The organism is Pseudomonas pergaminensis (genome assembly GCF_024112395.2).
Lineage (GTDB): Bacteria > Pseudomonadota > Gammaproteobacteria > Pseudomonadales > Pseudomonadaceae > Aquipseudomonas > Aquipseudomonas pergaminensis.
Window position 1 is genome coordinate 197444 of sequence record NZ_CP078013.2, and the last position, 26229, is coordinate 223672.

General features: G+C 59.1%; 24 protein-coding genes, 1 tRNA gene and 1 pseudogene. 12 read left to right on the forward strand and 14 right to left on the reverse strand.

Annotation, left to right across the window (positions count from 1 at the left end; all coding sequences use genetic code 11):
• Positions 1 to 61: 61 nt before the first annotated feature.
• From KUA23_RS00905 to KUA23_RS00925, 5 genes and pseudogenes are all read right to left on the reverse strand, one after another.
• Positions 62 to 1090, reverse strand: coding sequence for a hypothetical protein (locus KUA23_RS00905; RefSeq protein ID WP_346356364.1), 1029 nt, complete (start codon positions 1088 to 1090; stop codon positions 62 to 64).
• Positions 1087 to 2340 (reverse strand): hypothetical protein, encoded by a 1254-nt coding sequence (locus KUA23_RS00910; RefSeq protein WP_252993316.1) that lies wholly within the window; start codon positions 2338 to 2340, stop codon positions 1087 to 1089. The genes KUA23_RS00905 and KUA23_RS00910 overlap by 4 nt, the downstream gene beginning before the upstream one ends.
• A 1486-nt stretch (positions 2341 to 3826) precedes the next feature.
• On the reverse strand, positions 3827 to 4276 hold the full coding sequence (locus KUA23_RS00915; protein ID WP_252993317.1) for a hypothetical protein: 450 nt from the start codon (positions 4274 to 4276) through the stop codon (positions 3827 to 3829).
• A gap of 71 nt (positions 4277 to 4347) precedes the next feature.
• Positions 4348 to 4755, reverse strand: a pseudogene (locus KUA23_RS00920) (DUF927 domain-containing protein); the annotation flags it as partial.
• A gap of 120 nt (positions 4756 to 4875) precedes the next feature.
• Positions 4876 to 4952, reverse strand: a tRNA-Arg gene (locus tag KUA23_RS00925).
• 371 nt (positions 4953 to 5323) lie between these two features.
• Here KUA23_RS00925 and gabD point away from each other — a divergent pair.
• The 3 genes from gabD to KUA23_RS00940 all read left to right on the forward strand — a co-directional run bounded on the left by gabD (position 5324) and on the right by KUA23_RS00940 (position 9574).
• A complete protein-coding gene (gabD, locus tag KUA23_RS00930) occupies positions 5324 to 6766 on the forward strand; it encodes an NADP-dependent succinate-semialdehyde dehydrogenase (RefSeq protein ID WP_025855477.1) in 1443 nt (480 codons plus the stop codon).
• A gap of 182 nt (positions 6767 to 6948) precedes the next feature.
• Positions 6949 to 8226, forward strand: coding sequence for a 4-aminobutyrate--2-oxoglutarate transaminase (gabT, locus tag KUA23_RS00935; protein WP_252993319.1), 1278 nt, complete (start codon positions 6949 to 6951; stop codon positions 8224 to 8226).
• 139 nt (positions 8227 to 8365) lie between these two features.
• The gene (locus tag KUA23_RS00940; protein WP_252993320.1) at positions 8366 to 9574 is read left to right on the forward strand and encodes an HDOD domain-containing protein; all 1209 of its coding nucleotides are present in this window, start codon (positions 8366 to 8368) and stop codon (positions 9572 to 9574) included.
• Between the two features lie 24 nt (positions 9575 to 9598).
• Here KUA23_RS00940 and KUA23_RS00945 read toward each other — a convergent pair whose 3' ends face one another.
• Together KUA23_RS00945 and desA are read right to left on the reverse strand one after the other, a co-directional pair.
• Positions 9599 to 10600 (reverse strand): sensor domain-containing diguanylate cyclase, encoded by a 1002-nt coding sequence (locus KUA23_RS00945; protein WP_078046341.1) that lies wholly within the window; start codon positions 10598 to 10600, stop codon positions 9599 to 9601.
• Positions 10601 to 10788: 188 nt separating this feature from the next.
• On the reverse strand, positions 10789 to 11973 hold the full coding sequence (gene desA, locus KUA23_RS00950; RefSeq protein ID WP_078046342.1) for a delta-9 fatty acid desaturase DesA: 1185 nt from the start codon (positions 11971 to 11973) through the stop codon (positions 10789 to 10791).
• A 165-nt stretch (positions 11974 to 12138) separates the two neighbouring features.
• Between desA and dibA the strand changes: the two genes are divergently transcribed.
• The 6 genes from dibA (at position 12139) to KUA23_RS00980 (ending at position 18476) form a co-directional block, all read left to right on the forward strand.
• A complete protein-coding gene (gene dibA, locus KUA23_RS00955; protein WP_252993321.1) occupies positions 12139 to 14052 on the forward strand; it encodes a phosphodiesterase DibA in 1914 nt (637 codons plus the stop codon).
• 305 nt (positions 14053 to 14357) lie between these two features.
• Positions 14358 to 14540, forward strand: coding sequence for a sulfur starvation response protein OscA (oscA, locus tag KUA23_RS00960; RefSeq protein WP_003170956.1), 183 nt, complete (start codon positions 14358 to 14360; stop codon positions 14538 to 14540).
• A 74-nt stretch (positions 14541 to 14614) separates the two neighbouring features.
• Positions 14615 to 15625: a sulfate ABC transporter substrate-binding protein gene (locus KUA23_RS00965; protein WP_028615255.1), complete on the forward strand. Its 1011-nt coding sequence runs from the start codon at positions 14615 to 14617 to the stop codon at positions 15623 to 15625.
• 162 nt (positions 15626 to 15787) lie between these two features.
• Positions 15788 to 16606: a sulfate ABC transporter permease subunit CysT gene (gene cysT / locus KUA23_RS00970; RefSeq protein ID WP_012721625.1), complete on the forward strand. Its 819-nt coding sequence runs from the start codon at positions 15788 to 15790 to the stop codon at positions 16604 to 16606.
• A 13-nt stretch (positions 16607 to 16619) separates the two neighbouring features.
• Entirely contained in the window at positions 16620 to 17492 is an 873-nt protein-coding gene (cysW, locus tag KUA23_RS00975; protein WP_078046344.1) for a sulfate ABC transporter permease subunit CysW, read from the forward strand.
• Positions 17493 to 17495: 3 nt separating this feature from the next.
• Positions 17496 to 18476 carry a sulfate/molybdate ABC transporter ATP-binding protein gene (locus KUA23_RS00980; RefSeq protein WP_034101869.1) on the forward strand — a complete coding sequence of 327 codons (981 nt, stop codon included), beginning with the start codon at positions 17496 to 17498 and terminating at the stop codon, positions 18474 to 18476.
• A gap of 132 nt (positions 18477 to 18608) precedes the next feature.
• Here the strand turns inward: KUA23_RS00980 and KUA23_RS00985 are convergent, their stop codons facing one another.
• Positions 18609 to 19133 carry an Mpo1 family 2-hydroxy fatty acid dioxygenase gene (locus KUA23_RS00985; RefSeq protein ID WP_078046345.1) on the reverse strand — a complete coding sequence of 175 codons (525 nt, stop codon included), beginning with the start codon at positions 19131 to 19133 and terminating at the stop codon, positions 18609 to 18611.
• A gap of 83 nt (positions 19134 to 19216) precedes the next feature.
• On the opposite strand from KUA23_RS00985, the gene KUA23_RS00990 reads away from it, so the two are divergent.
• The gene (locus KUA23_RS00990; protein WP_071489768.1) at positions 19217 to 19906 is read left to right on the forward strand and encodes a Crp/Fnr family transcriptional regulator; all 690 of its coding nucleotides are present in this window, start codon (positions 19217 to 19219) and stop codon (positions 19904 to 19906) included.
• On the opposite strand, the gene uraH is transcribed toward KUA23_RS00990, so the two are convergent.
• Together uraH and KUA23_RS01000 are read right to left on the reverse strand one after the other, a co-directional pair.
• The gene (gene uraH, locus KUA23_RS00995; RefSeq protein WP_058424846.1) at positions 19903 to 20313 is read right to left on the reverse strand and encodes a hydroxyisourate hydrolase; all 411 of its coding nucleotides are present in this window, start codon (positions 20311 to 20313) and stop codon (positions 19903 to 19905) included. The two genes, KUA23_RS00990 and uraH, sit on opposite strands and share 4 nt — an antisense overlap.
• A 10-nt stretch (positions 20314 to 20323) precedes the next feature.
• Positions 20324 to 20797, reverse strand: coding sequence for a GlcG/HbpS family heme-binding protein (locus KUA23_RS01000; protein ID WP_058424845.1), 474 nt, complete (start codon positions 20795 to 20797; stop codon positions 20324 to 20326).
• A gap of 98 nt (positions 20798 to 20895) precedes the next feature.
• Here KUA23_RS01000 and KUA23_RS01005 point away from each other — a divergent pair, with 98 nt between their 5' ends.
• Positions 20896 to 21261 carry a response regulator gene (locus KUA23_RS01005; protein ID WP_058424844.1) on the forward strand — a complete coding sequence of 122 codons (366 nt, stop codon included), beginning with the start codon at positions 20896 to 20898 and terminating at the stop codon, positions 21259 to 21261.
• Between the two features lie 128 nt (positions 21262 to 21389).
• Here KUA23_RS01005 and KUA23_RS01010 read toward each other — a convergent pair whose 3' ends face one another.
• Positions 21390 to 22394, reverse strand: a complete 1005-nt coding sequence (locus KUA23_RS01010) for an AraC family transcriptional regulator (protein WP_100491757.1) — start codon at positions 22392 to 22394, stop codon at positions 21390 to 21392.
• Between the two features lie 101 nt (positions 22395 to 22495).
• Here KUA23_RS01010 and KUA23_RS01015 point away from each other — a divergent pair, with 101 nt between their 5' ends.
• Positions 22496 to 23590 (forward strand): fatty acid desaturase, encoded by a 1095-nt coding sequence (locus tag KUA23_RS01015; protein ID WP_252993322.1) that lies wholly within the window; start codon positions 22496 to 22498, stop codon positions 23588 to 23590.
• Here the strand turns inward: KUA23_RS01015 and KUA23_RS01020 are convergent.
• From KUA23_RS01020 to KUA23_RS01030, 3 genes are all read right to left on the reverse strand, one after another.
• Positions 23481 to 24416, reverse strand: coding sequence for a LysR family transcriptional regulator (locus tag KUA23_RS01020; RefSeq protein WP_252993323.1), 936 nt, complete (start codon positions 24414 to 24416; stop codon positions 23481 to 23483). The genes KUA23_RS01015 and KUA23_RS01020 overlap by 110 nt on opposite strands.
• A gap of 97 nt (positions 24417 to 24513) precedes the next feature.
• On the reverse strand, positions 24514 to 25683 hold the full coding sequence (locus tag KUA23_RS01025) for a CynX/NimT family MFS transporter (RefSeq protein ID WP_214498292.1): 1170 nt from the start codon (positions 25681 to 25683) through the stop codon (positions 24514 to 24516).
• On the reverse strand, positions 25670 to 26131 hold the full coding sequence (locus KUA23_RS01030) for a nucleoside deaminase (RefSeq protein ID WP_126569777.1): 462 nt from the start codon (positions 26129 to 26131) through the stop codon (positions 25670 to 25672). The genes KUA23_RS01025 and KUA23_RS01030 overlap by 14 nt, the downstream gene beginning before the upstream one ends.
• Between the last annotated feature and the right edge of the window lie 98 nt (positions 26132 to 26229).

Genomic DNA, 26229 nt, shown 5'->3' on the forward strand with positions numbered 1-26229 from the left:
CCGCCGATAGCTGCCGATTATGTCTAGCAGCTGTCGGCCAAAAGGAGTCACTTTCGTCAGATCATATTAGAATCTTCTTTCGGTCCCGATCAAAGAAGTCGGCGATCACTCCTAAAAACGACTGTGCATGAGCCGGCAAAGAGGAAGGTAGAGGTACTCCTTCAAGATACGCATATCCTTCGAATAGTTTACCCGAATCAAACAAAGATGCGAAAACTTGCGACTTAGAGAAGAACTCAGCAAGAACATCAGCTTTCACATCAGAAGCCTGGTCAGCAAGCTCACGTTCAAGGGTTTGTGATAGTCCAGGTTGCGTTACAATGCTACCCACTAAAGCAGATGCCATTTTACCCACCTTTACGGTAAACGACTTTCCGGCCGTTCCATACCTAAAGCCGTTGTCTAATAATAGTTTTCTCTGCTCGTGCTCAGCAGCAACATGCTCGCGTAAGATGAAATCAATGCAAATTAGTAAGTGAGATATTGATATATAAATCATTCGCCAAGCAGGTGAGGAATTTGATTGGCTATTGATCTCGCTCATATAGTAATCAATATCGTTGAGCCACGCATTTGCCCCATCAAAACTTAAGGAGTCAAGCATTCTTGACTTGCTAGCTTCGTACCTGCCACGCCAATCCCCCCCCAGTTTCCCTAATGAGTGTTTTTCAATTTCTGCGATAAAGTCTTCTTCATTTATACGTGCTAGATGGCTTCTTTCACTCTTAGTCAGTCGAGCCAAGAAACGCCCATCTAAAACTTTAACCTTATGCTCTAGGCCGAACTCGCGCACATCTGATCGCAAATCCGTTGTAGCAACTAAGCACCCATCGAGACCCAAGACTTGTTGTAGTCCTTTCGCCCAAAAAATCCGTTCAAGAGCTTGTGGCGTTTTTTTATTTTTGATGTCCACGTTGAGCCGCTCGCGACTGAACGCAGAGCTTTTTCCATATAAGAACAAATCGATGTCGGTCACATCGAATTGATTGTACTTGAACTTGCATCCTCTTACGACAAAGTATCCGATGCTCAAAAAATAGTTGCGTATAGCTTCTTCTGCCGCTGGACCTTTCAGGAGTTGTTGGCTCATTTGTTAAGTCCGCCTGTCCTGATCTCATTTAATAAATTGCGAGTCTTTAACTTTACCGCATCTGTTGAGTTTTTGCGGCATACATCTCTTGTGGCTTCTGGGGCTGTATACGAAGTAACTTTTGCCCCAGGTAAATTATCCACGGCCTCGCCTGTTATATTACCGCTTTGTATTACTGACAGTGCCAGTCGTCCGACTTCTGGCTTCAAAAGCTTCATATTGAACATTCCACCATGTGCGGGGCTTACCTTTACAACACCTTTGTACTCTAAAGCTTGGTAGTCGTTACCAATTGCAGTTGCCGGCCCTACTGTTCCACCATCAATTAATTTCTGCATCAGTGAGGAAATGGCTGTAATCTTCCCACGATAATACGTACTTACCGTCATGCCATAAGTTAATGAAGCAACTAGTGCCTTAGCAAGATCAAGCGCGTCGTCAGCTATGGAGTTTGTGAACTTCGAAAATGCTGCTGGCCTTGTGACAAAAGAATTTTTCCCACTCTCATTACCAACCACACTGACGTCGAACATTCCAATTGAGTGTAGTTGAGAAAATAATTTCTCTCCGAGAATAGTCGTCACAGAAGATAAAGGTAAACAACCTGCCCCATTCAGTCGGGAATTAACTTCATTGACGTTTTGAGTTTCAACAGCCGAAAGCGTGCTTAAAACGGCATTAATCTTTCGTGCATCTTCACGACGGAACAAATTCCCATTAAAAATTAATTTTTCAGTCGGTGAGATGGATTCAGTATCAAAAAAACCGATATTGCTACCAAGTAACAAAGTAGATTGTGCATCTGCTTTAGCTAGTTTAAATGTGTCTGAAATGTAGTCAATTGCTAATGTATTAGTAATCGGCAGATCCGATGTGGCCTCTGAAAGACTAATAACAGCATCTTCGTAAGTCTCTCTATCGGACTCGTCAAAAATGGTTGCCGTATAGCTAAGAACTTCTCTTCCTGTGAGACCCAGAACTTCGATCCCTCCAGCTCCAGGCAAAATTAACTTCTGTCGTTTGAACTCCGCGATGATCGCGGGGACTTCAGTTTTGGGGCTAATGTAATTTGCCTTTGCAAGAGCCTCAAGGCGCTTATCAGTTATCTTCTCTTGATTTTCAGCCGATATCGCTGATAAGAATTTTCCGCACTTACCGGCAAAACTTATCGCATCGAAATCTTGGTTCGTAGTTGCCTGTAGTTTTTGGCCGTGCTGAAGTATCCATGCGCCTTTTATATTTTTTTCCATTTTTCATCCGCATCCTGTCGTATGTCAGCGTAGTCTTCCGGCGTTTCGGTTCGGCGAGTCGCCCGACGAGGGCGCCAAACTTCATAATTGCAGATAGCCATACGCCAGGCAATCAAGAAAAAAGCAAGGTTTTCAGCCTACACCTATGACCGCGAAAATCCCCGAGGCAATGAGTTGTAGGTGTCTGCTTCTCGCTGAAGGTCGACCAGGCCGGCGCAGCCGCCTGTGTCCGGTTACTGCCTTTGCTGCACGTTAAAAATCAGCCCCGAATGAACGACTGGCATACGGCGTTTAAGAGGATTTTCGTGTCACTTCATCTTTGAACACATTATGTGTATGGAACACGGTGTATTCCGCCTATTTCGTTTAGGTGTGCCGCCATCAAAGCCACGGTTCTTAGCTTTCAGCGTTCTTGGGGTATTTGGAGCACCGGATTTTGGAAGGGGTAGATATTGACTCATCCCGACACCCTCTATCAGGTTTGCCTACAGCGGGTAAGGGTGCCGTCATGCCGGCCGCTTCTCTCCATGACACCTCAACAGCATCAATGAACGCTGGTAAAGGTTGGGTATGCTGTCTTGGTCACCTACTGAGCTGCCTGTCCAACCGGAGACGGAACCCCCTATAGACACTTGAATCTGCAAAAACATCGGGGTTCGAATTACCCCAATCTAAATAACCTCCCAAAGGACCCATGAGCAGCGCGGAAGGGCCGTTTTTTGCCTGCTGTCTGTACGCTTGGAGGAGGGGGTGGGCAGGCGTGTGGTGACCCCTCTGCTGCTCGCTGAAGGCGCCCAATGCGACGGGGTGATGGGGGTAAAAACCGATACCCCTCAAAAAACGGTGTTCCAGGTGTTCCAGGTGTTCCACTAAGGCTGGAAGCCACGAGTTACGTGGCTTGCAGAGTGGAACACCTTTTTATTTGAGCTGGAACACCAGGTGTTCCAGCGGAAAAAGGTGTTCCACGTTGAAGCTTGTTGATTTGGTCCCAGAGTCACGTCCTCAAAGTTTCGCGTTGGTTGCGCCAGGAGCGATTTGTGTGCGGACAGACGTAGTAGGTTCGGTCTGGTACATGTGTCGCAGAGCCTGCTGTTGCTCGCTGACGGCACCCAATGCGACGGGATGACGGAGGTAAAAAACCGATACCCCCTCAAAAAACGGTGTTCCAGGTGTTCCAGGTGTTCCACTAAAGCTGAAGGCCACGTAATACGTGGCTTTCAGGCCGGAACACCTTTATATTTGAGGTGGAACACCGCGTGTTCCAGGGGAAAAAGGTGTTCCACGTTGATGCTGTGTCATTCAGTCCAACAGCAGTTCCTCAACTGTCGGTCTCGCTGGGCCTGTCCTGATTGTATGAGGGCCAACGTAGTCAAACCGGTCCTCCCGGTGAGTGGGAGGTAAGGGAATCCGAATGTCCTGCAAAGAGCCTTGCAGGCCCATGAGATACGCGACCTGCTGGTATCGTTTGGCTACTGCCACCAACTCATTAGCGCTGCTTCTTATTTGTTCCGCTCGTTTGTACAGGATTGCCCTCAAGAGCTCTTTGTGTGAAACCTCCAACTCCTGGGCACACTGTTCGAGATCGTTGGTCGATCTCAACCACTTCCTGTTCAAGTTTAGCGATAGCGGCAGTTCGAGCCAGGTGCTTGCCACGGCTTCTGTCCGACTCGCTAAGGATTGATTGCAGGGCGGTGTCTGCTTCGGCTTCAGCGGCGGTATCACCAGCAGCAATGGCCGCACTGTAGGCTTTGAGCGCCTTGTCATGCGCCGATGCTTTGGCTTCCTTGTCCAGAGTGTTCTCAGCAACCAAGGCCGTTAACTTGTGGGCTAGCTGCTTCTTGGTCCTCCCCAGTTCGTGGAGCGTTTCACGTTGAGATGCGTATTTGTTCTGAGCCGCTTTAATTTCGGGGGTTGAAATCGAGTTTCTGTTAGACATGCGGGTATCTCCATTTACATATGGTGCTGCGAAAGGCTTGCCGGAATGGCAGGCCAAAATGGATAACTAATTTATGCGGCCTCGATGGAGTGCCCGCTGTCATCCGCCATGAGTGCGGATGAGTTGAAAACGTAGGCACGGGCTTTAGGCATGCCCGGCAGCCTTACCGATTGAGCCGCTTTGCCATCGCTGCCGGGCTCTAAAATGGCCCGGCTCAATAGCTCTTTGTTAACGGCGTTCAGGTTCATGCCTTTGAAGACTTCGGAACACCAAGCCTCGGGCAATACGTAGTAGGTAGTGGTGGTGTGCAACGCATCACCCAGGCCATGCTCCAGCGTCTTGCGAAAGCCCAACCGGTCAATGGTGCGAGGGCTGTGCTCGTCGATCTTGGCGGCGGCGGATTCCCAGCGGGTGAAACGGCTCTCTCCGAAACGCTCTATCACTTGGCGAAGGCACGCGACGATGGCGTCACTTTCGAAGATACACGGTGGAAAGATATAGGGGGGAGAGAGGTGAATAGCCAGAAACAAGAAAGCCCGCACTGGGCGGGCTTCTTGAGGCGTTTCGTAGACCGTCTGAGACAGCCAGAAACCAGTATATGGTGCACCCGGCGGGATTCGAACCCACGACCCCTGCCTTCGGAGGGCAGTACTCTATCCAGCTGAGCTACGGATGCTTGTGCGGGCGACATCATACCCATGTCGACCTTGGGCGTCCATGCTGGTCTTTGGCCGTTTATACGTAGGAATTGGCCCCGCAGAGGCCCTGCGCCGGGTGCCGGTGATCGATGTGCTGGAACCTGGCTGAAACACGCTGATCAGAAAGTTTCGGCAAATGCGCCGTTTTCGTTCTTTTTTTCGAACAGACTATTGCCCTGTACCCCCATTGATCCTAGGATTCGTTTGAGATTTCAAACGCTCTGTCTCCCGTGCGCTGTTTATTCAATCCCGCGCGCTGGGGCTGATTTCCCTGACGGCAGCCCACAAGGCGCCTTTCAACAACTCTAATTCGCTCCGCGTGCGCGCGGTGCTGTTAAGGAAAGCCGACATGCAGCTCAAAGATACCCAGTTGTTCCGCCAGCAAGCCTTTATCGATGGCGCTTGGGTCGATGCGGACAACGGTCAGACCATCAAGGTCAACAACCCGGCCACGGGTGAGATTCTCGGCACCGTGCCGAAGATGGGCGCCGCTGAAACACGCCGCGCCATCGAAGCGGCCGACAAAGCGCTGCCGGCCTGGCGTGCCCTGACTGCCAAAGAGCGCGCCAACAAGCTGCGCCGCTGGTTCGAACTGCTGATCGAGAACCAGGAAGACCTCGGTCGCCTGATGACGCTCGAGCAAGGCAAGCCGCTGGCTGAAGCCAAGGGCGAGATCGTCTACGCCGCGTCCTTTATCGAATGGTTCGCAGAAGAAGCCAAGCGCATCTACGGCGACGTGATCCCGGGCCACCAGCCCGACAAGCGCCTGATCGTGATCAAGCAGCCGATCGGCGTGACCGCTGCGATTACCCCGTGGAACTTCCCGGCCGCGATGATCACCCGTAAAGCCGGTCCGGCCCTGGCCGCCGGTTGCACCATGGTGATCAAGCCAGCTTCGCAAACGCCGTTCTCGGCCCTGGCCTTGGTTGAGCTGGCGCACCGTGCCGGTATCCCCAAAGGTGTGTTGAGCGTGGTGACCGGCAGCGCCGGCGACATCGGCGGCGAGCTGACCAGCAACCCGATCGTGCGCAAATTGTCCTTCACCGGCTCGACCGAAATCGGTCGCCAGTTGATGGCCGAATGCGCCAAGGACATCAAGAAAGTCTCCCTGGAATTGGGCGGCAACGCGCCGTTCATTGTGTTCGACGACGCCGACCTGGATAAGGCCGTCGAAGGCGCGATCATCTCCAAGTACCGCAACAACGGCCAGACTTGCGTCTGTGCCAACCGCTTGTACATCCAGGATTCGGTGTACGACGCATTCGCGGAAAAACTCAAAGTGGCCGTGGCCAAGCTCAAGATCGGCAACGGTCTGGAAGAGGGCACCACCACCGGTCCGCTGATCGACGAAAAAGCCGTCGCCAAGGTCCAGGAGCACATTGCCGATGCGCTGAGCAAAGGCGCCAAGCTGTTGGCCGGTGGCAAGGTGATGGAAGGCAACTTCTTCGAGCCGACTATTCTGGTCGACGTGCCGAAAGACGCTGCGGTGGCGAAAGAAGAAACCTTCGGCCCATTGGCGCCGCTGTTCCGCTTCAAAGACGAAGCCGAAGTGATCGCGATGTCCAACGACACCGAGTTCGGCTTGGCCTCCTATTTCTATGCCCGTGACCTGGGCCGTGTGTTCCGCGTGGCTGAAGCCCTGGAATACGGCATGGTCGGCGTCAACACCGGGTTGATCTCCAATGAAGTGGCGCCGTTCGGCGGCATCAAGGCCTCGGGCCTGGGCCGTGAAGGCTCCAAGTACGGGATCGAGGATTACTTGGAAATCAAATACCTCTGCCTGGGCATCTAAGCTCAGCAAGAGATCGCAGCAAACGCAGAGGGCACGAGAGCGCTGTCCCTTTGCGTGTTTCACCCCGTAATTCGTAGTGGCCGGGAAAGCTGTGGCAGTCGATCATCGCATGCTGCCGTAGTTGCCTCCCCGCCACGTATTCCTTGGACCACGCCACCCGATGAGTGGCGAATGAGGACTTTATGAGCAAGACCAACGCATCCCTGATGAAACGCCGCGAAGCCGCTGTACCGCGCGGTGTTGGCCAGATCCACCCGATCTTCGCCGAATCCGCGAAGAACGCCACCGTGACCGACGTTGAAGGTCGCGAGTTCATCGATTTCGCCGGTGGTATCGCCGTGCTGAACACCGGCCACGTGCACCCGAAAATCATCGCGGCCGTGACCGAGCAGTTGAACAAGTTGACCCACACCTGCTTCCAGGTCTTGGCCTACGAGCCTTACGTGGAACTGTGCGAGAAAGTGAACGCCAAGGTCCCAGGTGATTTCGCCAAGAAAACCCTGCTGGTCACCACCGGTTCCGAAGCCGTTGAAAACGCCGTGAAAATCGCCCGTGCCGCGACTGGCCGCGCCGGCGTGATCGCATTCACCGGTGCCTACCACGGCCGTACCATGATGACCCTGGGTCTCACCGGTAAAGTCGTGCCTTACTCGGCCGGCATGGGCTTGATGCCAGGCGGCGTGTTCCGCGCGCTGTACCCGAACGAACTGCACGGTGTGAGCGTGGACGACTCCATCGCCAGCATCGAACGCATCTTCAAGAACGATGCCGAGCCGCGCGACATCGCCGCGATCATCATCGAGCCGGTGCAGGGCGAAGGCGGTTTCTACGTCGCGCCTAAAGCCTTCATGGAGCGCCTGCGCGAGCTGTGTGACAAGCACGGCATCCTGCTGATCGCCGACGAAGTGCAAACCGGTGCCGGCCGTACCGGTACCTTCTTTGCCATGGAACAGATGGGCGTTGCCGCCGACCTGACCACCTTCGCCAAATCCATCGCTGGCGGCTTCCCGCTGGCCGGTGTGTGTGGCAAGGCGGAATACATGGACGCCATCGCGCCAGGCGGCCTGGGCGGCACCTACGCCGGTAGCCCGATCGCTTGCGCGGCCGCGCTGGCGGTGATGGAAGTGTTCGAAGAAGAACACCTGCTGGACCGCTGCAAAGCTGTCGGCGAGCGTCTGGTTACCGGGCTCAAAGCCATCCAGGCCAAGTACCCGGTGATCGGCGAAGTGCGTGCCCTGGGCGCGATGATCGCGGTCGAGCTGTTCGAAGATGGCGACAGCCACAAGCCAAACGCTGCTGCCGTTGCCTCCGTGGTGGCCAAGGCGCGTGACAAGGGCCTGATCCTGCTGTCCTGCGGCACCTACGGCAACGTGTTGCGCGTACTGGTCCCGCTGACCTCGCCGGACGAGCAGTTGGACAAAGGCCTGGCGATCATCGAAGAGTGCTTCTCCGAGCTGTAAGCGGATGCTGACCTGATCGACAGAAAAAACCCGCTTCGGCGGGTTTTTTTGTGCCTATTGCCGCACATTCAGGCCTTGTTCATTGTACGTAGGCCCCTCCATTGTCTAAGGTTGCAGCATTGCCGAGGGAGCGTGCTGGATGACTGCTGTTGATTTACCCGCTGTACCCCGCGTATTGATTGCCGAGGCGGATCCTTGGTCGCGGGATCTGCTCAAGCAAGTGCTGTTGAATGTGCGCTGCGATGCGCGGCTGGATGTGTGTGCCGACGGGCAGCACGCGGCCACGTTGCTGCGAGAAAAAGCCTACGACCTGATCCTGGCGGATTGGGAGCTGCCGGGCATCGATGGGCTGAGCCTGCTGCGCAAGGTGCGCCAGAAGCGCCGCTCGCCCGCGCTGCCGTTCATTCTGCTCAGTAGTCGCAATGACAGCGCCAGCGTGCGCGAAGCCCTGCCCCTGGCGCCCACGGCGTACCTGACCAAACCCCTGAACATGGACGGCCTGACGCAGCGCCTGCAAGACCTGCTGCTCAACGAAGGCGAGAATGTTTACTGCGAGATCCCACCGCTGGCGCCCGGCATGACCTTGCCGGTATTCCTGGAGCGCCGCCGCGAGGCCTCCGATGGCGCACCATTGCGGGTGGATGTGAAAGCCGCCGTGCAACATAGCCTCGGGCCAGAAGGCCTGGACCTCACGCGCCTGGAAGACCAAGTGCGCATGGACCCACAAATCACCGCCGTGCTCATCGCCGCCGCCAACAGTGCCGGTCATCACGGTACACCCGTGCAAACCCTGCACGCTGCCCTGCACAAGCTGGTGCCGGGGCAGAGCATGAACCTGATCCTGGGGTTGGCGCTCAAGCACAACGTGGTATTGGGCGATCCGGGCCTGGTGGCCTACGCCGAGCGCCACTGGCAGTTGTCCCAGGACACTGCCGACTACGCCCGGCGCCTGGCGCGCATGCTGGATCTGGACCACGAACGCTGCTACAGCGCCGGTATCCTCCATCGGCTGGGTGACTTGGCGCTGCTGCGCTGCCTGGAAGACTGGCGCCAGGGCGGCGGCGCGCTGGACGACGAAGCGATTGGCGAGTCCCTCTACACCTTTGGCGCCGCCTATGGTTCGGCACTGCGCGCGCGTTGGCGCTTGCCGCATGAGTTGCGCCAATTGATTGCGGCGATTTACTCGTTGGAGGGCGGGGTCTATGCGCGGGATGCGCTGGTGGTGAACCTGGCGGCGCAAATGGCGCGCTTGACCGAGCATGAAGGGCTGGAAGAACTTGCCAATGGCAAGACGGCGCGACTGCTCAAAGTGGGCTTGTCCGAACTGACCCGAGTACGCAAATCCTAAGGCCTGCACCCACCCTGTAGGCGCCTAGCCTGCTATGACGCGGTTCTTGCCCTGGCGCTTGGCCTCGTACATGGCGGCATCGGCGCGGGCGAACAGGCTGTCCAGGGTCGAATCTGCCTCGGTGAGGCTGGCCAGGCCTTGGCTGATGGTCACGCTGAACGCCTGGCCCTCGTAGCTGAAACTCAGCGCCTGAATCTCCTTGCCCAACCGCTCGGCCACTTGCAAAGCCATCTCCGGGCCGCAGCCGGGCAGCACGGCTGCGAACTCTTCGCCACCTATGCGCCCAAACAGGTCGCCTCGGCGCAATACCCCGCGTCCGCTCTCGGCGATACGCCGCAACACCTGATCGCCCTCCAAGTGGCCGTAGGTGTCGTTGACGTCCTTGAAGTCATCGATGTCCAGCAACAGGAAGGACAGCGGCGCGCCTTGGGCACAGGCACTGTCGAAAGCCTGGTTGGCGCACTCGAAGAAGTGCCGGCGGTTGCTGCTCTGGGTCAGCACGTCGGTGGTCGCGAGACGATGCAGCTCCAGCTCCATCTGTTTCTTTTCGGTGATGTCCTCGGCCATGCCCACCACGATCAGCGGTTCGCCAGGCTCCACCTGCTGGTTGATGTAGCACTTGTCGCTCAACCAACGGATCTGCCCGTCGGCGGTGATGATGCGGTACTCGCGGTCTTCCACGACGCCCTGTTCCAGCACGCGGGCCAGGCTGTGTTCGGCGTAGTCGAGGTCTTCGGGGTGAATGCTGTTGCGCCATTCCCGATGGTCGGCCAGCAGCAGGCCGGCAGAACGCCCGAACACCCGCTCGTACGCCGGGCTCACATACAGCACGCGGCGTGTTTCCCAGTCGATGGCCCACAGCACGGCATTCACGCTGACCAGCATTGAGCTCAGCAGCTGCTCACGCTCGCTCAATCGCTCGACTTCGCCCTGGGCATGCATCAGTGCCAGCAGGGTCGCCGCCGCGGCTGGGCGGGGAGGCTCAGTCGTAGGAGCGTCGATCAAGGAGGACTTTTCGTGAACCATCGGCACAACTCTCTCTGGGCGCGCCGCAGGATTTAGCAGCGGTCACTACAAGGGGCCACCATGATGGCGAAGTGTTCATTGAGAGAGGCGAATTGCAGTGAAGTTCCGTCAACAGGACCGATTGCCGGTGTCCGAGAAATGACGCCAAAAAGCTGGTGGGCGGGAGGGAAGCCCCTCCCGCCGCACTGTCAGACCGCCGCAGGACGCAGCGAATAGGTCTTCAGTTGGTGGGCAAAATCCCGCAGGGACTGGATGCCGCTGGCCTCGGCTTCATGCACCCATTCCTTGATGGCTGCCAGCATATCGTGGCCATTTGAACTGGTCTTGAGCCAGATTTGCTGCAGCGCCAGGCGCTTTTCATAGATCACTTTCAAGGCCTGGCTGTGTTCCAGCATGCTCTGGATGCGCAGGTGGTGGCGGTCGTCCAACAGGCTGGTTTCTCGCGACAGCAGGCGCTTGGCGCGGTGGAATTGGTGACGAACCGAGTGATCGACCTTTTCCAGCTCCTGCTTGACCAGCGGACCGATCACCAACTTGCGGTACTGCGCCATGATCTGGAAGCGGTTGTTGAGGATCGCCATGGCGGTGTCCATGTCCAGGCTGCCCTTGCCTTCCACGCGGTGGGCAATCGGCGCGACGCGCTGCACCTTGGCCAGGCGCAGGAAACTGAACACCTTGATCCAGGCCCAGCCCAGGTCGAACTCCCACTTCTTCACCGACAGCTTGGCGGAATTGGGGTAGGTGTGATGGTTGTTATGCAGCTCTTCGCCGCCAACGATGATGCCCCACGGCACCAGGTTGGTCGCCGCGTCACGGCATTCGAAGTTGCGATAACCCACGGCATGCCCCAGGCCGTTGATCACGCCGGCGGCCCAGAACGGAATCCACATCATTTGGATCGCCCAGATGGTGATGCCGATGGTGCCGAACAGCATCAGGTCGATCACGCCCATGATCGCCACGCCCAGCAAGGGGTACGGGGTGTAGATCTTGCGTTCGATCCAGTCGTCCGGGCAGTTCTTGCCGTAGATGCGCAGGGTCTCGGGGTTTTCGGCCTCGGCGCGGTACAGCTCGGCGCCTTTGCGCATCACGGTGGACAGGCCCTTGATGACCGGGCTGTGCGGATCGTCGACGGTTTCGCACTTGGCGTGGTGCTTGCGGTGGATGGCGGTCCACTCGCGGGTGTTCTGCGCCGTGGTCAGCCACAGCCAGAAGCGGAAGAAGTGTTTCAGGCCGGCATTGAGCTCCAAGGAGCGATGGGCTGAATAACGATGCAGATAGACCGTGACCGCAACGATGGTCACGTGGGTCATCAACAGAGTGACCGCCACCAGTTGCCAGGCTGACAGGTCAAGAAAACCGTTGTACCACATAGGCTGTATGGCCCTCAGATAAAGAAAAGAACAGCTCACGCATTATCACTAAGCCTACAGAGAAAACCAGCCGCGCTTTCAGATAGGAGTGACTGGATGTTTCTTATTCTATAATCCGCAGCCTTTGTAGGGCGATTCTGTTTTTTGGTAAGGATTACTAACCATATGCTGTTTTCATACCGAGGTGCCCTGCGTGCGGGGCTGGTATATCTGCTGGTTTCCGTTCTGTGGATCGGCGTAACCCAGCGCGTATTGATCGAGTTTCTCGATAGCCCGAGTGAGTTGAACCACTGGCTGCAGGTGCGCGGCTATGTGTGGGTGGCCCTCAGCGCGTTGGCGATTTACCTGCTATGCGCCCGATTTGCGCGTGCAAACCAGTTGCAGCAACCGCTGAAGGAAAACCGCGAACGCCTGCGCCAGGCCGCCGCCGTGTTCGATTGCACCCGCGAAGGCGTGCTGGTGGCCGACGCGCAGGGGCTGATCGTGCACGTGAACCGGGCCTTCATGGAGATCACCGGCTACTGCCGCGAAGACGTCATGGGCCAGCAGCCCAGCCTGTTCAAGTCCGGTCGCCATTCGTCGAATTTCTACCAGCAGATGTTCCAGAGCCTGGAACGCACCGGCGAATGGAGCGGTGAAATCTGGAATCGGCGCAAAAGCGGCGAGATTTATCCACAGTGGCAAACCATTCGCGTGATCCACGATGACCAGGGCAAGGTCAGCCACTACGTCGCAGTGTTTTCCGACATCAGTGCCATCAAGGACTCCGAGCACGAACTGGCCCACCTCGCGCACCACGATCCGCTGACCGACTTGCCCAACCGCCTGCTATTCACCGACCGCGCCGAGCAGGCGCTGGCCTCGGCGCAGATCCACAAGCGTGGCTGCGCCTTGCTGTTGCTGGACCTGGACCACTTCAAGATTATCAACGACAGCCTCGGCCATAACGTCGGCGACCAATTGCTCAAGCTGGTGGGCGAGCGGCTCAAGGCACTGTTTGGCCCCGGCGTGACCCTGGCGCGCCTGGGTGGGGATGAATTCGCCGTGCTGGCGGAAAGTTGTCCACAGGTGGCACAAGCCGCCGGCCTGGCGCAACGCATGCTGGATGCGATGAAACAGCCGTTCATCTTTGACGGTCATCAGCTGTTTATCAGCGCCAGTATTGGTATCAGCCTGTTCCCCAATGATGCCCTCAGCGCCGAACAGTTGCTGCGCAACGCCGACTCCGCGCTGTTCAAGGCCAAGAGTGCTGGCCGCGAAGGCTATGCCTTGTACACCGAAGAGCTCACGGCCCATGCGCAGAACCGCGTGGAAATCGCTGGCGAGCTGCGCCGTGCCCTCGAGCAGCAAGAGCTGTGCGTCTACTACCAGCCAGTGCATGACCTCAACGGCAGCCGCCTTATAGGCGTCGAAGCGCTGGTGCGCTGGCAGCACCCGGAGCGTGGCCTGGTGCCGCCGGGGGAATTTATCCCGATCGCCGAACGCACCGGGCTGATTGCCGATATTGATGCCTGGGTGATGGACCAGGCCTGCCGACAGATGTGTGATTGGCTGGCACAGGGCGTGCCGCTGAGTTTTATCGCCATCAACGTGTCAAGCCGCCTGTTTGCCCGGCGCGAGCTGTATGAGCAGGTGGCCCAGGTGCTGCACGACACCGGTCTGGATCCGGCGTTCCTGGAGCTGGAAGTCACCGAAAGCGCCGTGATGGATGACCCGGAAGTGGCGCTGGAACAACTGCATCGCCTGCGCGAACTGGGCCTGCGCCTGGCCATCGATGATTTTGGTACCGGTTACTCGTCACTGCTGCGCCTCAAGCGCCTGCCGGTGCAGAAACTCAAAATCGACCAAGGCTTCGTCGCCGGGTTGCCGTGGGATGAGGACGACGCGGCGATTGTGCGCGTGGTGATCGCCCTGGCGAAAAGCATGGGCATGCAGGTGCATGCCGAGGGGATCGAGCAGGTAGAGCAAGCGCGGTTTTTGTTGGATCAGGCGTGCGATATGGGGCAGGGGTATTGGTTTGGCCGGCCGGTGCCGGCCCACGAAATTGATTGGCACCGAGCCCCCCCAATCCAGCCCTGAAATGCAGTCAATAAGGTGGGAGCGGGCTTGCCCGCGAATGCGGTGCATCAGTTAACACTTTTTAGCTGACATACCGCTTTCGCGGGCAAGCCCGCTCCCACATTTGGATCTTCTCAAGGCTTTATTTACGTACTTGGGCGCCAAACCCGCGCGCAACCCCACGTTCCAACAGAAAATTCTTTCTGGTTATATAAACATTCTTAAATAGTATTTTTAAGAATATCCGCGCTTATCTACTATCGCCCTCACGCCGCAAGCAGTGCCGCCACTGCAAGGCACGCACTATTCATTTCAGGAGCGAGACCATGAGCGCATCTCTACGTAGCGTCGACGGCCAGGACGAAGCAGCCATTTTGCGTGAGATCCAGAGCGCGTTGCGCGATCTGCGGTTTGGCGCGGTGGAAATCACTGTGCATAACGCGCAAGTGGTACAGATTGAACGCAAAGAGAAATTCCGTCTGCAGAACCCGGGTAACAAACCGAGCTAAGCAAGAACGGCGATTCGCATGCTAGACCCGCAACTATAAGAAAAAGCCAACACCCCAGAATTTCAGGAGCTTCTATGTCGTCGATTCGCCGTTATGCCCTGGCCGCCCTGGCCAGCGCCGTGTTTGCAGGTTCCGCGGTTGCCAAGGACTACGAGTTGCTCAACGTCTCGTACGACCCTACCCGTGAGCTGTACCAGGACTACAACGCTGAGTTCACTAACTTCTGGAAACAGTCCCACCCAGGCGACAACGTCAAGATCCAGCAGTCCCACGGCGGTTCGGGCAAACAAGGCCGTGCCGTGATCGACGGCCTGCGCGCCGACGTGGTCACCCTGGCCCTGGCCGGTGATATCGACGAAATCGCCAAGCTGGGCAAGACCCTGCCGGAAAACTGGCAGACCCGCCTGCCGGACGCCAGCACCCCGTACACCTCGACCATCGTGTTCCTGGTGCGCAAGGGCAACCCTAAAGGCATCAAGGATTGGGGCGACCTGATCAAGAAAGACGTATCCGTGATCACCCCGAACCCGAAAACCTCCGGCGGCGCCCGCTGGAACTTCCTTGCCGCCTGGGCCTACGGCCTGAAAACCGGTGGCAGCGAAGCCAAGGCCCAGGAATACGTGAAAGAGCTGTTCAAGCACGTGCCTGTGCTGGACACCGGTGCTCGCGGTTCGACCATCACCTTCGTCAACAACGGTCAGGGTGACGTGTTGCTGGCGTGGGAAAACGAAGCGTTCCTGGCCCTGAAAGAAGACGGCGGCGCCGACAAGTTCGATATCGTCGTGCCTTCCCTGTCGATCCTCGCCGAGCCGCCAGTGGCCGTGGTCGACAAGAACGCCGAGAAAAAGGGCAACACCGAAATCGCCACCGAATACCTGAAACACCTGTACAGCCCGGCTGGCCAGGAGATTGCGGCGAAGAACTTCTACCGCCCACGCGATGCCAAAGTGGCCGCCAAATATGCCCAGCAGTTCCCGAAACTGGACCTGGTGACTATCGACAAAGACTTCGGCGGCTGGAAAACTGCCCAACCGAAGTTCTTTAACGACGGCGGCGTGTTCGATCAGATTTACACCGCGCAGTAACCAACACAATCTGGTGGCGCACGCTATGCCCTGTGGGAGCTGGCTTGCCTGCGATAGCATCGCCGCGGTGTGACCGACATACCGCGACGCTTGCATCGCAGGCAAGCCAGCTCCCACAGGACGTGTGTGCCTCCAGTGGTTTCCCCTTAACCAAGGACTCTTATGTCGCGTCGTATCTCCCCCGTCATACCCGGCTTCGGGCTGACGCTGGGCTACACCGTGGTGTACCTCAGCCTGATCGTACTCATCCCCCTTGCGGCGATGTTCGTACACGCCGCTCAACTCACCTGGGATCAGTTCTGGAACATCATCTCCGCACCGCGCGTGCTGGCGGCGTTGCAACTGAGCTTCAGCACCGCGCTGTACGCCGCGCTGATCAACGGCGTGATCGGTACGCTGCTGGCCTGGGTGCTGGTGCGCTACACCTTCCCCGGTCGCAAGATCATCGACGCGATGATCGACCTGCCGTTCGCCCTGCCCACCGCCGTTGCCGGTATCGCGTTGACCGCGCTGTATACGCCTAACGGCCTGGTCGGCCAGTTCGCCGCAGACCTGGGCTTCAAGATCGCCTACACCCCCTTGGGCATCACCCTGGCGCTGACCTTCGTCACGCTGCCGTTTGTAGTGCGCACGGTACAGCCGGTGTTGGCCGATATCCCCCGGGAAGTCGAAGAAGCCGCCGCCTGCCTGGGTGCCAAGCCGTTGCAGGTGTTCCGCTACATCCTTGTGCCTGCGTTGCTGCCGGCCTGGCTGACCGGCTTCGCCCTGGCGTTTGCCCGTGGCGTCGGTGAGTACGGTTCCGTGATTTTCATTGCCGGCAACATGCCGATGAAAACCGAGATCCTGCCGCTGCTGATCATGGTCAAGCTCGACCAGTACGACTACCGCGGCGCCACGTCCATCGGCGTGCTGATGCTGGTGGTTTCCTTTGTCCTGCTGCTGCTGATCAACTTGTTGCAGCGGCGCATCGAACGTCCATAAGGAGGCGCGGAACATGTCCCAATCGTCTATTTCCGCCGCGTCCTCGGCCAACGCCGCCCGGCGTGGCAGTGCTGCGTCCCGACGCATCCTGATCGGCCTGGGCTGGCTGGTGTTTGCGCTGTTCCTGCTGTTGCCGCTGTTTATCGTGGTGACCCAAGGCCTGAAGAACGGCCTCGGCGCGTTCTTCACCGCGATCCTCGAACCCGATGCGCTATCGGCGTTGAAACTCACGGTGATCGCCGTGGTGATTTCGGTGCCGCTCAACCTGGTGTTCGGCGTCAGCGCCGCGTGGTGCGTGAGCAAGTACTCGTTCCGTGGCAAAAGCATCCTGGTGACGCTCATCGATTTGCCGTTCTCGGTGTCGCCGGTGATCGCCGGCCTGGTCTATGTGCTGATGTTCGGCGCCCAGGGCTTTTTTGGGCCGTGGCTGCAGGACCATGACATCCAGATCGTGTTCGCCTTGCCGGGCATCGTGCTGGCGACCATCTTCGTGACTGTACCTTTCGTGGCCCGCGAACTGATCCCGCTGATGCAGGAGCAGGGCACCCAGGAAGAAGAGGCTGCGCGCCTGCTGGGTGCCAATGGCTGGCAGATGTTCTGGCATGTGACCGTGCCAAATATCAAATGGGGCCTGATCTACGGCGTGGTGCTGTGTACCGCACGGGCCATGGGTGAGTTCGGCGCGGTGTCGGTGGTGTCCGGCCACATTCGCGGCGTGACCAACACCCTGCCGCTGCACGTCGAGATTCTCTACAACGAATACAACCACGTTGCCGCGTTTGCGGTGGCGAGTCTGCTGCTGATCCTGGCGCTCTTCATCCTGCTGCTCAAGCAGTGGAGCGAGAACCGTATTAATCGCCTGCGCGCCGCTGCGGCTGAGGAATAAGTCATGTCGATCGAAGTCCGTAATGTCAGCAAGAACTTCAACGCCTTCAAGGCCCTGAACAGCATCAACCTGGACATCCAGAGTGGCGAGCTGGTGGCGTTGCTTGGCCCGTCCGGCTGCGGCAAGACCACCTTGCTGCGCATCATCGCCGGCCTGGAAACCCCGGATGACGGCAGCATCGTGTTCCACGGTGAAGACGTCTCCGGCCACGACGTGCGTGATCGCAACGTCGGCTTTGTGTTCCAGCACTATGCGTTGTTCCGCCACATGACCGTGTTCGACAACGTCGCGTTCGGCCTGCGCATGAAGCCCAAGAACCAGCGCCCGAGCGAAAGCCAGATTGCGGTCAAGGTGCATGAGCTGTTGAACATGGTGCAGCTGGATTGGTTGTCGGATCGCTACCCGGAGCAGTTGTCCGGTGGTCAGCGCCAACGTATCGCCCTGGCCCGCGCCCTGGCGGTGGAGCCCAAAGTGCTGCTGCTGGATGAGCCCTTCGGCGCCCTCGACGCCAAGGTGCGTAAAGAGCTGCGTCGCTGGCTGGCGCGCTTGCACGAAGACATCAACCTGACGTCGGTGTTCGTGACCCACGACCAGGAAGAGGCCATGGAAGTCGCCGACCGTATCGTGGTGATGAACAAGGGTGTGATCGAGCAGATCGGCTCACCGGGTGACGTCTACGAAAATCCGGCCAGCGATTTCGTTTATCACTTCCTGGGTGATTCGAACCGCCTGCACCTGGGTGAAGACAAACACGTGCTGTTCCGCCCCCACGAAGTGTCGCTGTCACGGCACGAGCTGGAAGACCATCACGCGGCTGAAGTGCGTGATATTCGCCCACTCGGCGCGACTACCCGTGTGACGTTGAAAGTGGAAGGCCAGAGCGAGCTGATCGAAGCTGAAGTGGTGAAAGACCACGACAGCCTGACCGGCCTGGCGCGCGGCGAGACGCTGTTCTTCAAACCCAAGGTTTGGCAAAAAGCCTGAGCCTAAAACACCGCAAAACCCTTGTGGGAGCCGGGCTTGCCCGCGATGGCGGACTTTCAGTCGACAATGATGTTGGCTGGTCCACCGTCATCGCGGGCAAGCCCGGCTCCCACAGTGGATCTTCATTAATCTTCAGACCGTGGCGCGTTTTCCTCTAACGGCCACCGGGCCCGAACGCTCCTCGATCTGTTGCTTGAGGTCATGGCGCAGCCCCAGCAGAAACGCCAACTCCGCCACCACAAACAACGGCCCCACGATCAGCCCCGACACGTCATCCACAAACGCCGGCTTCTTGCCTTCGTAATAGTGGCCGACAAACTGGATCACCCAACCCACCACAAACATCCCCACACCGCTGCTGAGCCACACCAACGTGCTCTGCGCCGCCAGCACATGCCCGGCCCACACCGACAGCCCCATCAGCACCGTCATAAGCACACCCAGTGCCAGTTCCAGGCGTAGGTAAAACCATGCTGAAAACAGCGCGACAATCACGGCGGGTGAAAGCCAGAAGTTACCCACCGCCCATTCCGGGCGTGACAACAGCACGGCCACTGCCACCACAATCAGTGGAATGCCGACGAAGTGGCTGGCGATATTGCGCGGGTCGCGGTGGTACGCGGCATATTGACTGAGGTGGTCGACGAGGCTTTTCATTGTTATTCCTCCTGTAGGATGTTTGATCATCTCCCGTCAGCCGGCGACTGACTGTCAACTGGGCGACAATCTCTGGAGTTCTCATGATTGCGGCAACCTGGCATGCCCGATTGGCCACCGGCCAGTGGTTCAGCCACCTGCCTGTACCGCTACAGGATAGTTTGCTGGCGGCGGCTCGGCTGCGTCAGCTGACGGCGGGGCAGTACCTGTTCCGGCGCGGTGATCCGCCCTGTGGGGTGTATGCGGTATTGGAGGGGGCGGTGCGGGTCAGCGCGGTCAATGCGCAGGGCAAGGAAGCTATTCTGAGCCTGGTTGAAACGCCTTACTGGTTCGGCGAGATCTGCCTGTTCGACGGTTTGCCGCGTACCCACGACGCCTTGTCGGTTGGGCCGTGCACGCTGTTGCAGGTACCGCAATCGGCGATGCTCGAGATTCTTGACCAAAGCCCGGCGTATTGGCGCGACATGGCGTTGTTGATGAGCCAGAAGTTGCGCCTGTCGCTGATCAATATCGAACAGATGAGCCTGATGCCGGCGTCGACACGTATCGCTCACCGGCTGCTGATGATTGCCGGCGGGTACGGCGAGATAGAGCATTCCCGTCGCGTCCTGCAACTGCCCCAGGAAGATCTGGCCGCGATGCTGAGCCTGTCGCGCCAGACCACCAACAGTTTGCTCAAGGCGTTAGAGCAGCAGGAGATCATCAAGCTGAGTTACGGCGCGATTGAAGTGCTCGACCTGCCGCGCTTGCGGCAGGCCGCGGGGGCTGGCTAGGAACCGCGATACGTCGAAAAGCCGTAAGGGCTCAGCAGCAGCGGGATGTGGTAGTGCTGGTCGGCCTGCTTGACCTCGAATATTACCGGGACTTCCGGGAAAAACGTCTCGCGATTGGCTTTCTTGTAGTAGTCACCGGTTTTGAACACCACGCGATACTCGCCCGGCTTCATGGCTTGGTTGGCCGGGAACAGTTCGGCGATGCGCCCCTGCTGGTTGGTGACACCTTCGGACAGCGACTGCCAGTGATCGCCTACGTGTTGCTCCAGGGTGACGTTGACTCCGGCAGACGGCAGACCGTTCTCCAGGTTCAGCACATGCACGCTCAGCGGGTTGCCGGCCGCCAGGGCCAGGCTGCTCAGGCCGCTCAGGCTGAGGGCGGCGAGGGTCATAGTCAGGGTTTTCATCGAAGTTTCCTCAAGGGGTGATTGTCAGGCCAAGTTGATTGGCCGCCTTTACCGCGCACGCGTCGTCCTGCTCGGCACCGCCGGCACCGGCAATGCCAAGCGCGCCTACCAGTTCAGTGTCGGCGAACAGCGGCACGCCGCCCCCGAGCAACAGCAATTCGGACAAGCTGTTAAGGTTGGCGGCCTCTGGGTTGTTGCGCGCACGCTCGGCAAACAACCGAGTGGGGGTTTTAGTCGACAACGCCGTGTACGCTTTGCGTTGGCTGGCGATGCTGTTGTGTGGACCTACGCCGTCGGCCCGCAGGCTCAGCAACGGATTGCCGCCCCGGTCGAGTACGGTAAGTGCTGCCGTGCACTGTGCCAGGCTGGCGTCTGCCAGTTGGCGTGCGGTGTGCAAATCCAGGTCGGCGTGGCGCGGCAGCGGTGGTGCTGCCAGGACGCTGGCGCTGATGGCGAAGCTCAAGAACAAGGCATTGCGGTACATGGGAACGGCTCCAGAAAGCAGGCCGCTACCTTAGCCAGCGGTCTCGGTCAAAAGCCGAACAATTCGATTACAGGTTTGTAATAAACCAAGAGGTAGGCATGCAGGTGTTGTTAGTGGAAGACCAGCCGAAATTGGCGCAAGTCATGGCTCAGGGCTTGAGTGAGGCCGGCTTCGCAGTGGAAGTCGCAGCCAATGGCATGGCCGCTCAGCGGTTTGTGGAAAGCACTGACTATGACTTGGTGATCCTGGATGTCATGTTGCCGGGTTTGAATGCCTGGAAGTTGCAGCAGGCGATTCGCAAGAAGGGCGAGACGCCGGTGTTGTTCTTGACGACCCCGGAAGGGATCGAGGACCGTCTGCGCGGGTTGGAACTGCATGAGGATGATTACTTGCTCAAGCCGTTTGAAGCCAAGGCCTTGGTGGCGCGGGTGAAGAAGTTGTTGCGGCGTGACCGTGGGCGCTGATTGATCCGGCATCTTCAATACCTGGACCACCGCCATCGCAGGCAAGCCAGCTCCCACATTTGGAATGCATTCCCCCGTGGGAGCCGGGCTTGCCCGCGATGGGGCCATCATGAACACCGCAAATCCACCTACCGCAACCCATCCCTGAACTGCCCCGGCGTCATCCCCGTCCAGCGCTTGAACGCCCGGTTGAAGCTGCTGGTGTCGGCAAACCCGAGCAAATGACTGATCTCGGCCAATGAGCATTGCGGATCGCGCAAGTGCAGCAAGGCCAGATTCTCGCGGCACTCATTGAGCAACGCATCAAACCGGCAGCCTTCATCCGCCAGATGGCGTTGCAGGCTGCGCAGGCTCAGGTGCAGCGCGTGGGCGACGCGCTCGGCACTTGGCTCGCCGTCCGGCAACTGCGCTTCGATCACCCGGCGAACCTTGCGCTCCCAGGTCAGCGGTTGCAGTTGAGCGAGGGTGCGCTTGAGCACGGTTTCGTTGTGCTCGGCCAACTCGGGGTTGGCGTCGTCCAGGTGGCTGTCGAAATCCTGTGCGGCGAACTCCAGGCGGTCTTCCTCAGCGCCGAAAAACACCGGCGCGCGAAATACGGTGTGCCATGGCTTGGGATCGGCCGGTTCCGGCCTTCGCAGGTACACCGCCAGCGGCGCGTATTCGCGCCCCAGGCGATTGCGACAAGTGCGCACATAGATCGCCGCAAACGCATCGATGGCCTCGAACGCTGGCGCTGGGTTTCCCGGTAGTTGCAGCAAGCGGAACCGATAGCGTTCGCCGTCGCCGCTCAGCTCTAGGCTCAAGGCATCGCTGACCACCTGGTGATACCGCACGATGCGCTCGAACACTTCCCGCAAGCTGCCACTGGCCACCAGCGCATACCCCAACGCATGAAACGTGGTGGGGCTGACGAACCGCGACACCCGCAGCCCAATCGCTGGATCGCCGCTGGCCTGCACCGCCAGTTCCCACAAGCGCGTGGTGGCCGACAGCGGGTATCGCGCATTCGGGTCGTCCATCTGCTGTGGGTCGAGCCCGGCTTGCACGCACAGCGCGGCGCTGTCGAGGCCCAGGGCGTCGAGTTGCTTGCGCAGGGCGCGGGTCCAGCTGGCAAGGGAAGTGGGTTCGGTCATGGCGATTGGCGCTTGCGGTCAACAGGTTGGCGTCCGGGGCTAGCATCCTGGGGCATTGCTTGGGGCAGGATGTGAGCATCAATAAACAAGAGGATGGAAGCATGGACGGTACTTCTGCAAGTCCCCAGCAGATGAACGCGCAACAGCGTTCGGCGCATATCCGTGAAGTGGTGCTGGCCGAAGGCGTGCGCCTGCGCCAGCAGCACCCCTGGTTGCTGCATCAGGATGCTTTGGGCGCAGGCATCCTGGCGTTTGCGCTGCTCGGCATGCTGGGCTCGGCGGCGCTCTACATCACCGGGCACATGGCCTGGTGGGTGTGCCTGCTGCTTAACGCATTCCTGGCTTCACTGACCCATGAGCTGGAACACGACCTGATCCACAGCATGTATTTTCGCAAGCAGCGCCTGCCCCACAACTTGATGATGGGCCTGGTGTGGCTGGCGCGGCCGAGCACGATCAACCCGTGGGTGCGCCGGCACCTGCATCTCAACCATCACAAGGTCTCCGGCACTGAGACCGATATGGAGGAGCGCGCGATCACTAACGGCGAGCCCTGGGGTTTTGCGCGGTTGCTGATGGTCGGCGATAACGTCATGTCGGCGTTTATCCGCATCCTGCGGGCCAAGACCTGGAAGCACAAACTGACGATCCTCAAGCGCTCGCTGCTGGTGTATGCACCGCTGGCGCTGCTGCATTGGGGCGCGTGGTACGTGTTCCTCGGCTTTCATGCCGCCAATGGCATTGCCAGTCTGCTCGGTGCGCCCATCGAGTGGTCAGCCGGCACCCTGCAGATGATGCAGGTGATCGACATCGCCGCCGTGGTGATCATCGGCCCCAACGTGCTGCGTACCTTTTGCCTGCACTTTGTCAGCTCCAACATGCACTACTACGGCGATGTGGAACTGGGCAATGTGATCCAGCAGACCCAGGTATTGAAACCTTGGTGGTTGTGGCCGTTGCAGGCGTTCTGCTTCAACTTCGGCAGCACCCATGGCATTCACCATTTTGTGGTGAAGGAACCGTTCTACATCCGCCAGATGACCGCCAAGGTGGCGCACAAAGTGATGGCTGAGATGGGCGTGCGCTTCAATGATTTCGGCACGTTTGCGCGGGCCAATCGGCTTGGGTTTCCACCGCCTGCAGGGTTTCGATCAGCGCCTTCGCCGCAGGCGACAAGCGCACCCCAGCACGGCTGATCACGCCGCAGCGGTTGTTCAGGCTGTCCAGGGCGTGAGGCAGGTTGCGCCAGTGCAGCACCTGCAGTTCGCCACGGGCAAAGGCGTCGACGAACGCTTCTTCGGCGCCCAGGCCAATGGCGTCGGATTGCCGCACGATAGTGGCCAGCGCAGCAAACTGCTCAAGCTCGATGGCGGGGGCAAAGTCGATGCGCCCGCTAAGGTTGGCCAGCAGTTTGCGAATGCCGGGTGCGATCAGTGGCGTCGCCAGCGGGTAGCCGAACAGGTCGTTGGTGGACAGGCTGTCCTTGGCCAGCAGCGGGTGCCCCGCGCGGCAGAAAAACACGCTGCGCCGAGGCGTCAGGGCCTGGGTCTGAAAGTTCGGGTCGGCCTCGAAGTGCCGCACATCGGCAATAAAGAATTCGATTTCTTCACGGTTCAGGCTGCGCCCAAGTTTTTCCCAGTTATCCACCTGCAAGGCGGTGCGCACCTTGGGGTAGGTGGAGATAAAGCGCGCCATGGCCTGGGGCACCAGGTTCACCGACGCCACGGCATCGCTGCCAAAACGTACTTCGCCGGCATCGAGTTTGGTCATGCGCGTGACTTCATGGCTCAGCAATGCGGCGCCTTGCACCAAGCTCAAGGCGTGTTGCAGGACCACTTGGCCTTCCGGCGTGGGGCGCAGGTCTTTATTGGCGCGGTCCACCAGCACGCAGCCAAACTCTTGCTCTAGCCCCTGGATGCTGCGGCTGAACGCCGGCTGCGTGATACCCATGGCGTCCGCCGCGCGCACAAAACTGCGGTGCTCGTTGAGCGCGATGAAGTAGCGCAGTTGGCGAAGGTCCATGGTATGCCCGGCATCCTGTAGGGGAACCGGGATTTTAAGGGCGATGCTTATTCCGTCAATGAAGCATGTTTGTTTTATCTAGATCTTAAATGCATATCTATAGAGCCGGCGCCGTGCGGTAGGTGGAGGGGCTGAATACCCGGGTCACCACCAGCATCGCCACCGCTGTCACCGTCAGCACCACCCAGGCGCTGACAAAACTGCCGGTGAGTTCACGCAGCCAACCGGTCAGCCATGGCGAAATTGCATTGATCAAAAAGCCCACGCCTTGCACGAACGCCGCCAGTTGCCCGGCTTGGCGCGGGTCGCGGTGGTGGTCGAGGGTCAGCAGCAGGCTCAGGGCGAAACACGCGCCCAGGCCGAAGCCGCACAGCGCCACCCACAGGTGGGGAAACTGCAGCGGCGCGATCAACAGGCCGAGGTAGCCAATGGTCTGGGCCAGCAGGCTGATCCACAGCAATGGCCGGCGGTCGACTCCGCGTTGCGCCAACACCGGCATCAACAGCGCGGCGATCACTTGGAAGATGGTCATGAACGCCAGCAATGAACCGCTGGGCAACACGCCCCAACCCAGCTGCTGATAGTAAGCCGGCAGCCACGCCACCATGCTCATGTAGCCGCAATTGACCAGGCCGAAGTACAGCGCCAGCAGCCAGGCGCGGCGATTGCGCAGGCCCTGGAAGGCAGGCGCCACCTGGAGGTTTTTGGCTGCGCCCAGCGGCAACCAGGCCCACAGCAGCAACGCCGCCAACGCCGGCAACAGCCACACGCCGAGCCCGGCCTGCCATTGCTGGAAGTGGCTGGCCGCCACCGGGCTGAGCAGCGCCGCCAGGCCGCCGCCGGCCATCAATGACGCGGAATACACGCCCATCGCCACCGGCACGCGGTGATGGAATTCACGCTTGATCATCGCCGGCACCAACGCCTGGATCAGCGCCACGCCGGCACCGCCAAGCAATGCCGTCACCAGCAATGTCGACCCCTGGCCCATCAGCCAGCGGGCCAGGCACGCCAACAGGATCATCACCAGGCCCAGGGCGATGCCGCGTCGCTCACCCAGTTGCGCTTCCACGCGCACGCCTACCAGCGCCACCAGGCCCATGCACACCACCGGCAAACTGGTGAGCAGGGCGCTGCTCTGGAAACTGAGGCCGGTGGCCTGGCGGATCTCGCCGAGCAGCGGGCTGATGGAGCTGAGGATGGGGCGCAGGTTCAAGCCCAGGACCACCAGCAGGCCCCAGCCAGCGAGGGACTTATTCTGGGGCATGCAGGGTTTTCCATTCGCGATACAGGGCTGTCATGGCGGCGTCGGGCAGGTGCTGGATCGGCAAGCGCTGTTCGCTCACCGGCAAGCCCACTTGTTGCCCGATCGCCGCCGTCGACAAGCCAAACGGCTCGGCCATGGCATTGCTGGCGGCAAACACCACTCGCTCCACACCGCACAGGTACATGGCGCTCAGGCACATGGGGCAGGGCTGGCCGCTGGCATAGATCACACAGCCGTCCAGGCGCGCGCCGAGCTGCTGGCTTGCTGCGCGGATTGCCAGCAGTTCGGCGTGGGCGGTCGGGTCTTGGGTCAAGTGGATTTCATTCACGGCCTCCACCAGCACTTCGCCGTTGCGCGTCAGCACGGCGCCAAAGGGCCGGCCACCGCTGGCGACGTTGGCCTGGGCCAGTCGGATGGCGCGTTGCAGGTGCGGGTGATCGTCGGTCATGGGAACCCCTCTGGGCAGGATGGAGGGTGAAGTATGGGCAGCCGCCGAGGTATTCTGAAATTAAATATAACCATGCCAACCAGTGGCAAATGGAATGG

Bases quoted from the DNA above. Each gene is read 5' to 3' on its own strand.
- KUA23_RS00965 (WP_028615255.1), top strand. From the start codon at position 14,615: ATGTCGTCGATTCGCCGTTATGCCCTGGCCGCCCTGGCCAGCGCCGTG.
- KUA23_RS00990 (WP_071489768.1), top strand. From the start codon at position 19,217: ATGATTGCGGCAACCTGGCATGCCCGATTGGCCACCGGCCAGTGGTTC.
- KUA23_RS01030 (WP_126569777.1), bottom strand. From the start codon at position 26,131: ATGACCGACGATCACCCGCACCTGCAACGCGCCATCCGACTGGCCCAG.
- uraH (WP_058424846.1), bottom strand. From the start codon at position 20,313: ATGAAAACCCTGACTATGACCCTCGCCGCCCTCAGCCTGAGCGGCCTG.
- gabD (WP_025855477.1), top strand. From the start codon at position 5,324: ATGCAGCTCAAAGATACCCAGTTGTTCCGCCAGCAAGCCTTTATCGAT.
- gabT (WP_252993319.1), top strand. From the start codon at position 6,949: ATGAGCAAGACCAACGCATCCCTGATGAAACGCCGCGAAGCCGCTGTA.
- KUA23_RS00945 (WP_078046341.1), bottom strand. From the start codon at position 10,600: ATGGTTCACGAAAAGTCCTCCTTGATCGACGCTCCTACGACTGAGCCT.
- KUA23_RS00980 (WP_034101869.1), top strand. From the start codon at position 17,496: ATGTCGATCGAAGTCCGTAATGTCAGCAAGAACTTCAACGCCTTCAAG.
- KUA23_RS00985 (WP_078046345.1), bottom strand. From the start codon at position 19,133: ATGAAAAGCCTCGTCGACCACCTCAGTCAATATGCCGCGTACCACCGC.
- KUA23_RS01025 (WP_214498292.1), bottom strand. From the start codon at position 25,683: ATGCCCCAGAATAAGTCCCTCGCTGGCTGGGGCCTGCTGGTGGTCCTG.
- KUA23_RS00905 (WP_346356364.1), bottom strand. From the start codon at position 1,090: ATGAGCCAACAACTCCTGAAAGGTCCAGCGGCAGAAGAAGCTATACGC.
- cysT (WP_012721625.1), top strand. From the start codon at position 15,788: ATGTCGCGTCGTATCTCCCCCGTCATACCCGGCTTCGGGCTGACGCTG.
- KUA23_RS01005 (WP_058424844.1), top strand. From the start codon at position 20,896: ATGCAGGTGTTGTTAGTGGAAGACCAGCCGAAATTGGCGCAAGTCATG.
- KUA23_RS01010 (WP_100491757.1), bottom strand. From the start codon at position 22,394: ATGACCGAACCCACTTCCCTTGCCAGCTGGACCCGCGCCCTGCGCAAG.
- cysW (WP_078046344.1), top strand. From the start codon at position 16,620: ATGTCCCAATCGTCTATTTCCGCCGCGTCCTCGGCCAACGCCGCCCGG.
- KUA23_RS00910 (WP_252993316.1), bottom strand. From the start codon at position 2,340: ATGGAAAAAAATATAAAAGGCGCATGGATACTTCAGCACGGCCAAAAA.
- dibA (WP_252993321.1), top strand. From the start codon at position 12,139: ATGCTGTTTTCATACCGAGGTGCCCTGCGTGCGGGGCTGGTATATCTG.
- KUA23_RS00940 (WP_252993320.1), top strand. From the start codon at position 8,366: ATGACTGCTGTTGATTTACCCGCTGTACCCCGCGTATTGATTGCCGAG.
- oscA (WP_003170956.1), top strand. From the start codon at position 14,358: ATGAGCGCATCTCTACGTAGCGTCGACGGCCAGGACGAAGCAGCCATT.
- KUA23_RS01015 (WP_252993322.1), top strand. From the start codon at position 22,496: ATGGACGGTACTTCTGCAAGTCCCCAGCAGATGAACGCGCAACAGCGT.
- desA (WP_078046342.1), bottom strand. From the start codon at position 11,973: ATGTGGTACAACGGTTTTCTTGACCTGTCAGCCTGGCAACTGGTGGCG.
- KUA23_RS01020 (WP_252993323.1), bottom strand. From the start codon at position 24,416: ATGGACCTTCGCCAACTGCGCTACTTCATCGCGCTCAACGAGCACCGC.
- KUA23_RS00915 (WP_252993317.1), bottom strand. From the start codon at position 4,276: ATGTCTAACAGAAACTCGATTTCAACCCCCGAAATTAAAGCGGCTCAG.
- KUA23_RS01000 (WP_058424845.1), bottom strand. From the start codon at position 20,797: ATGTACCGCAATGCCTTGTTCTTGAGCTTCGCCATCAGCGCCAGCGTC.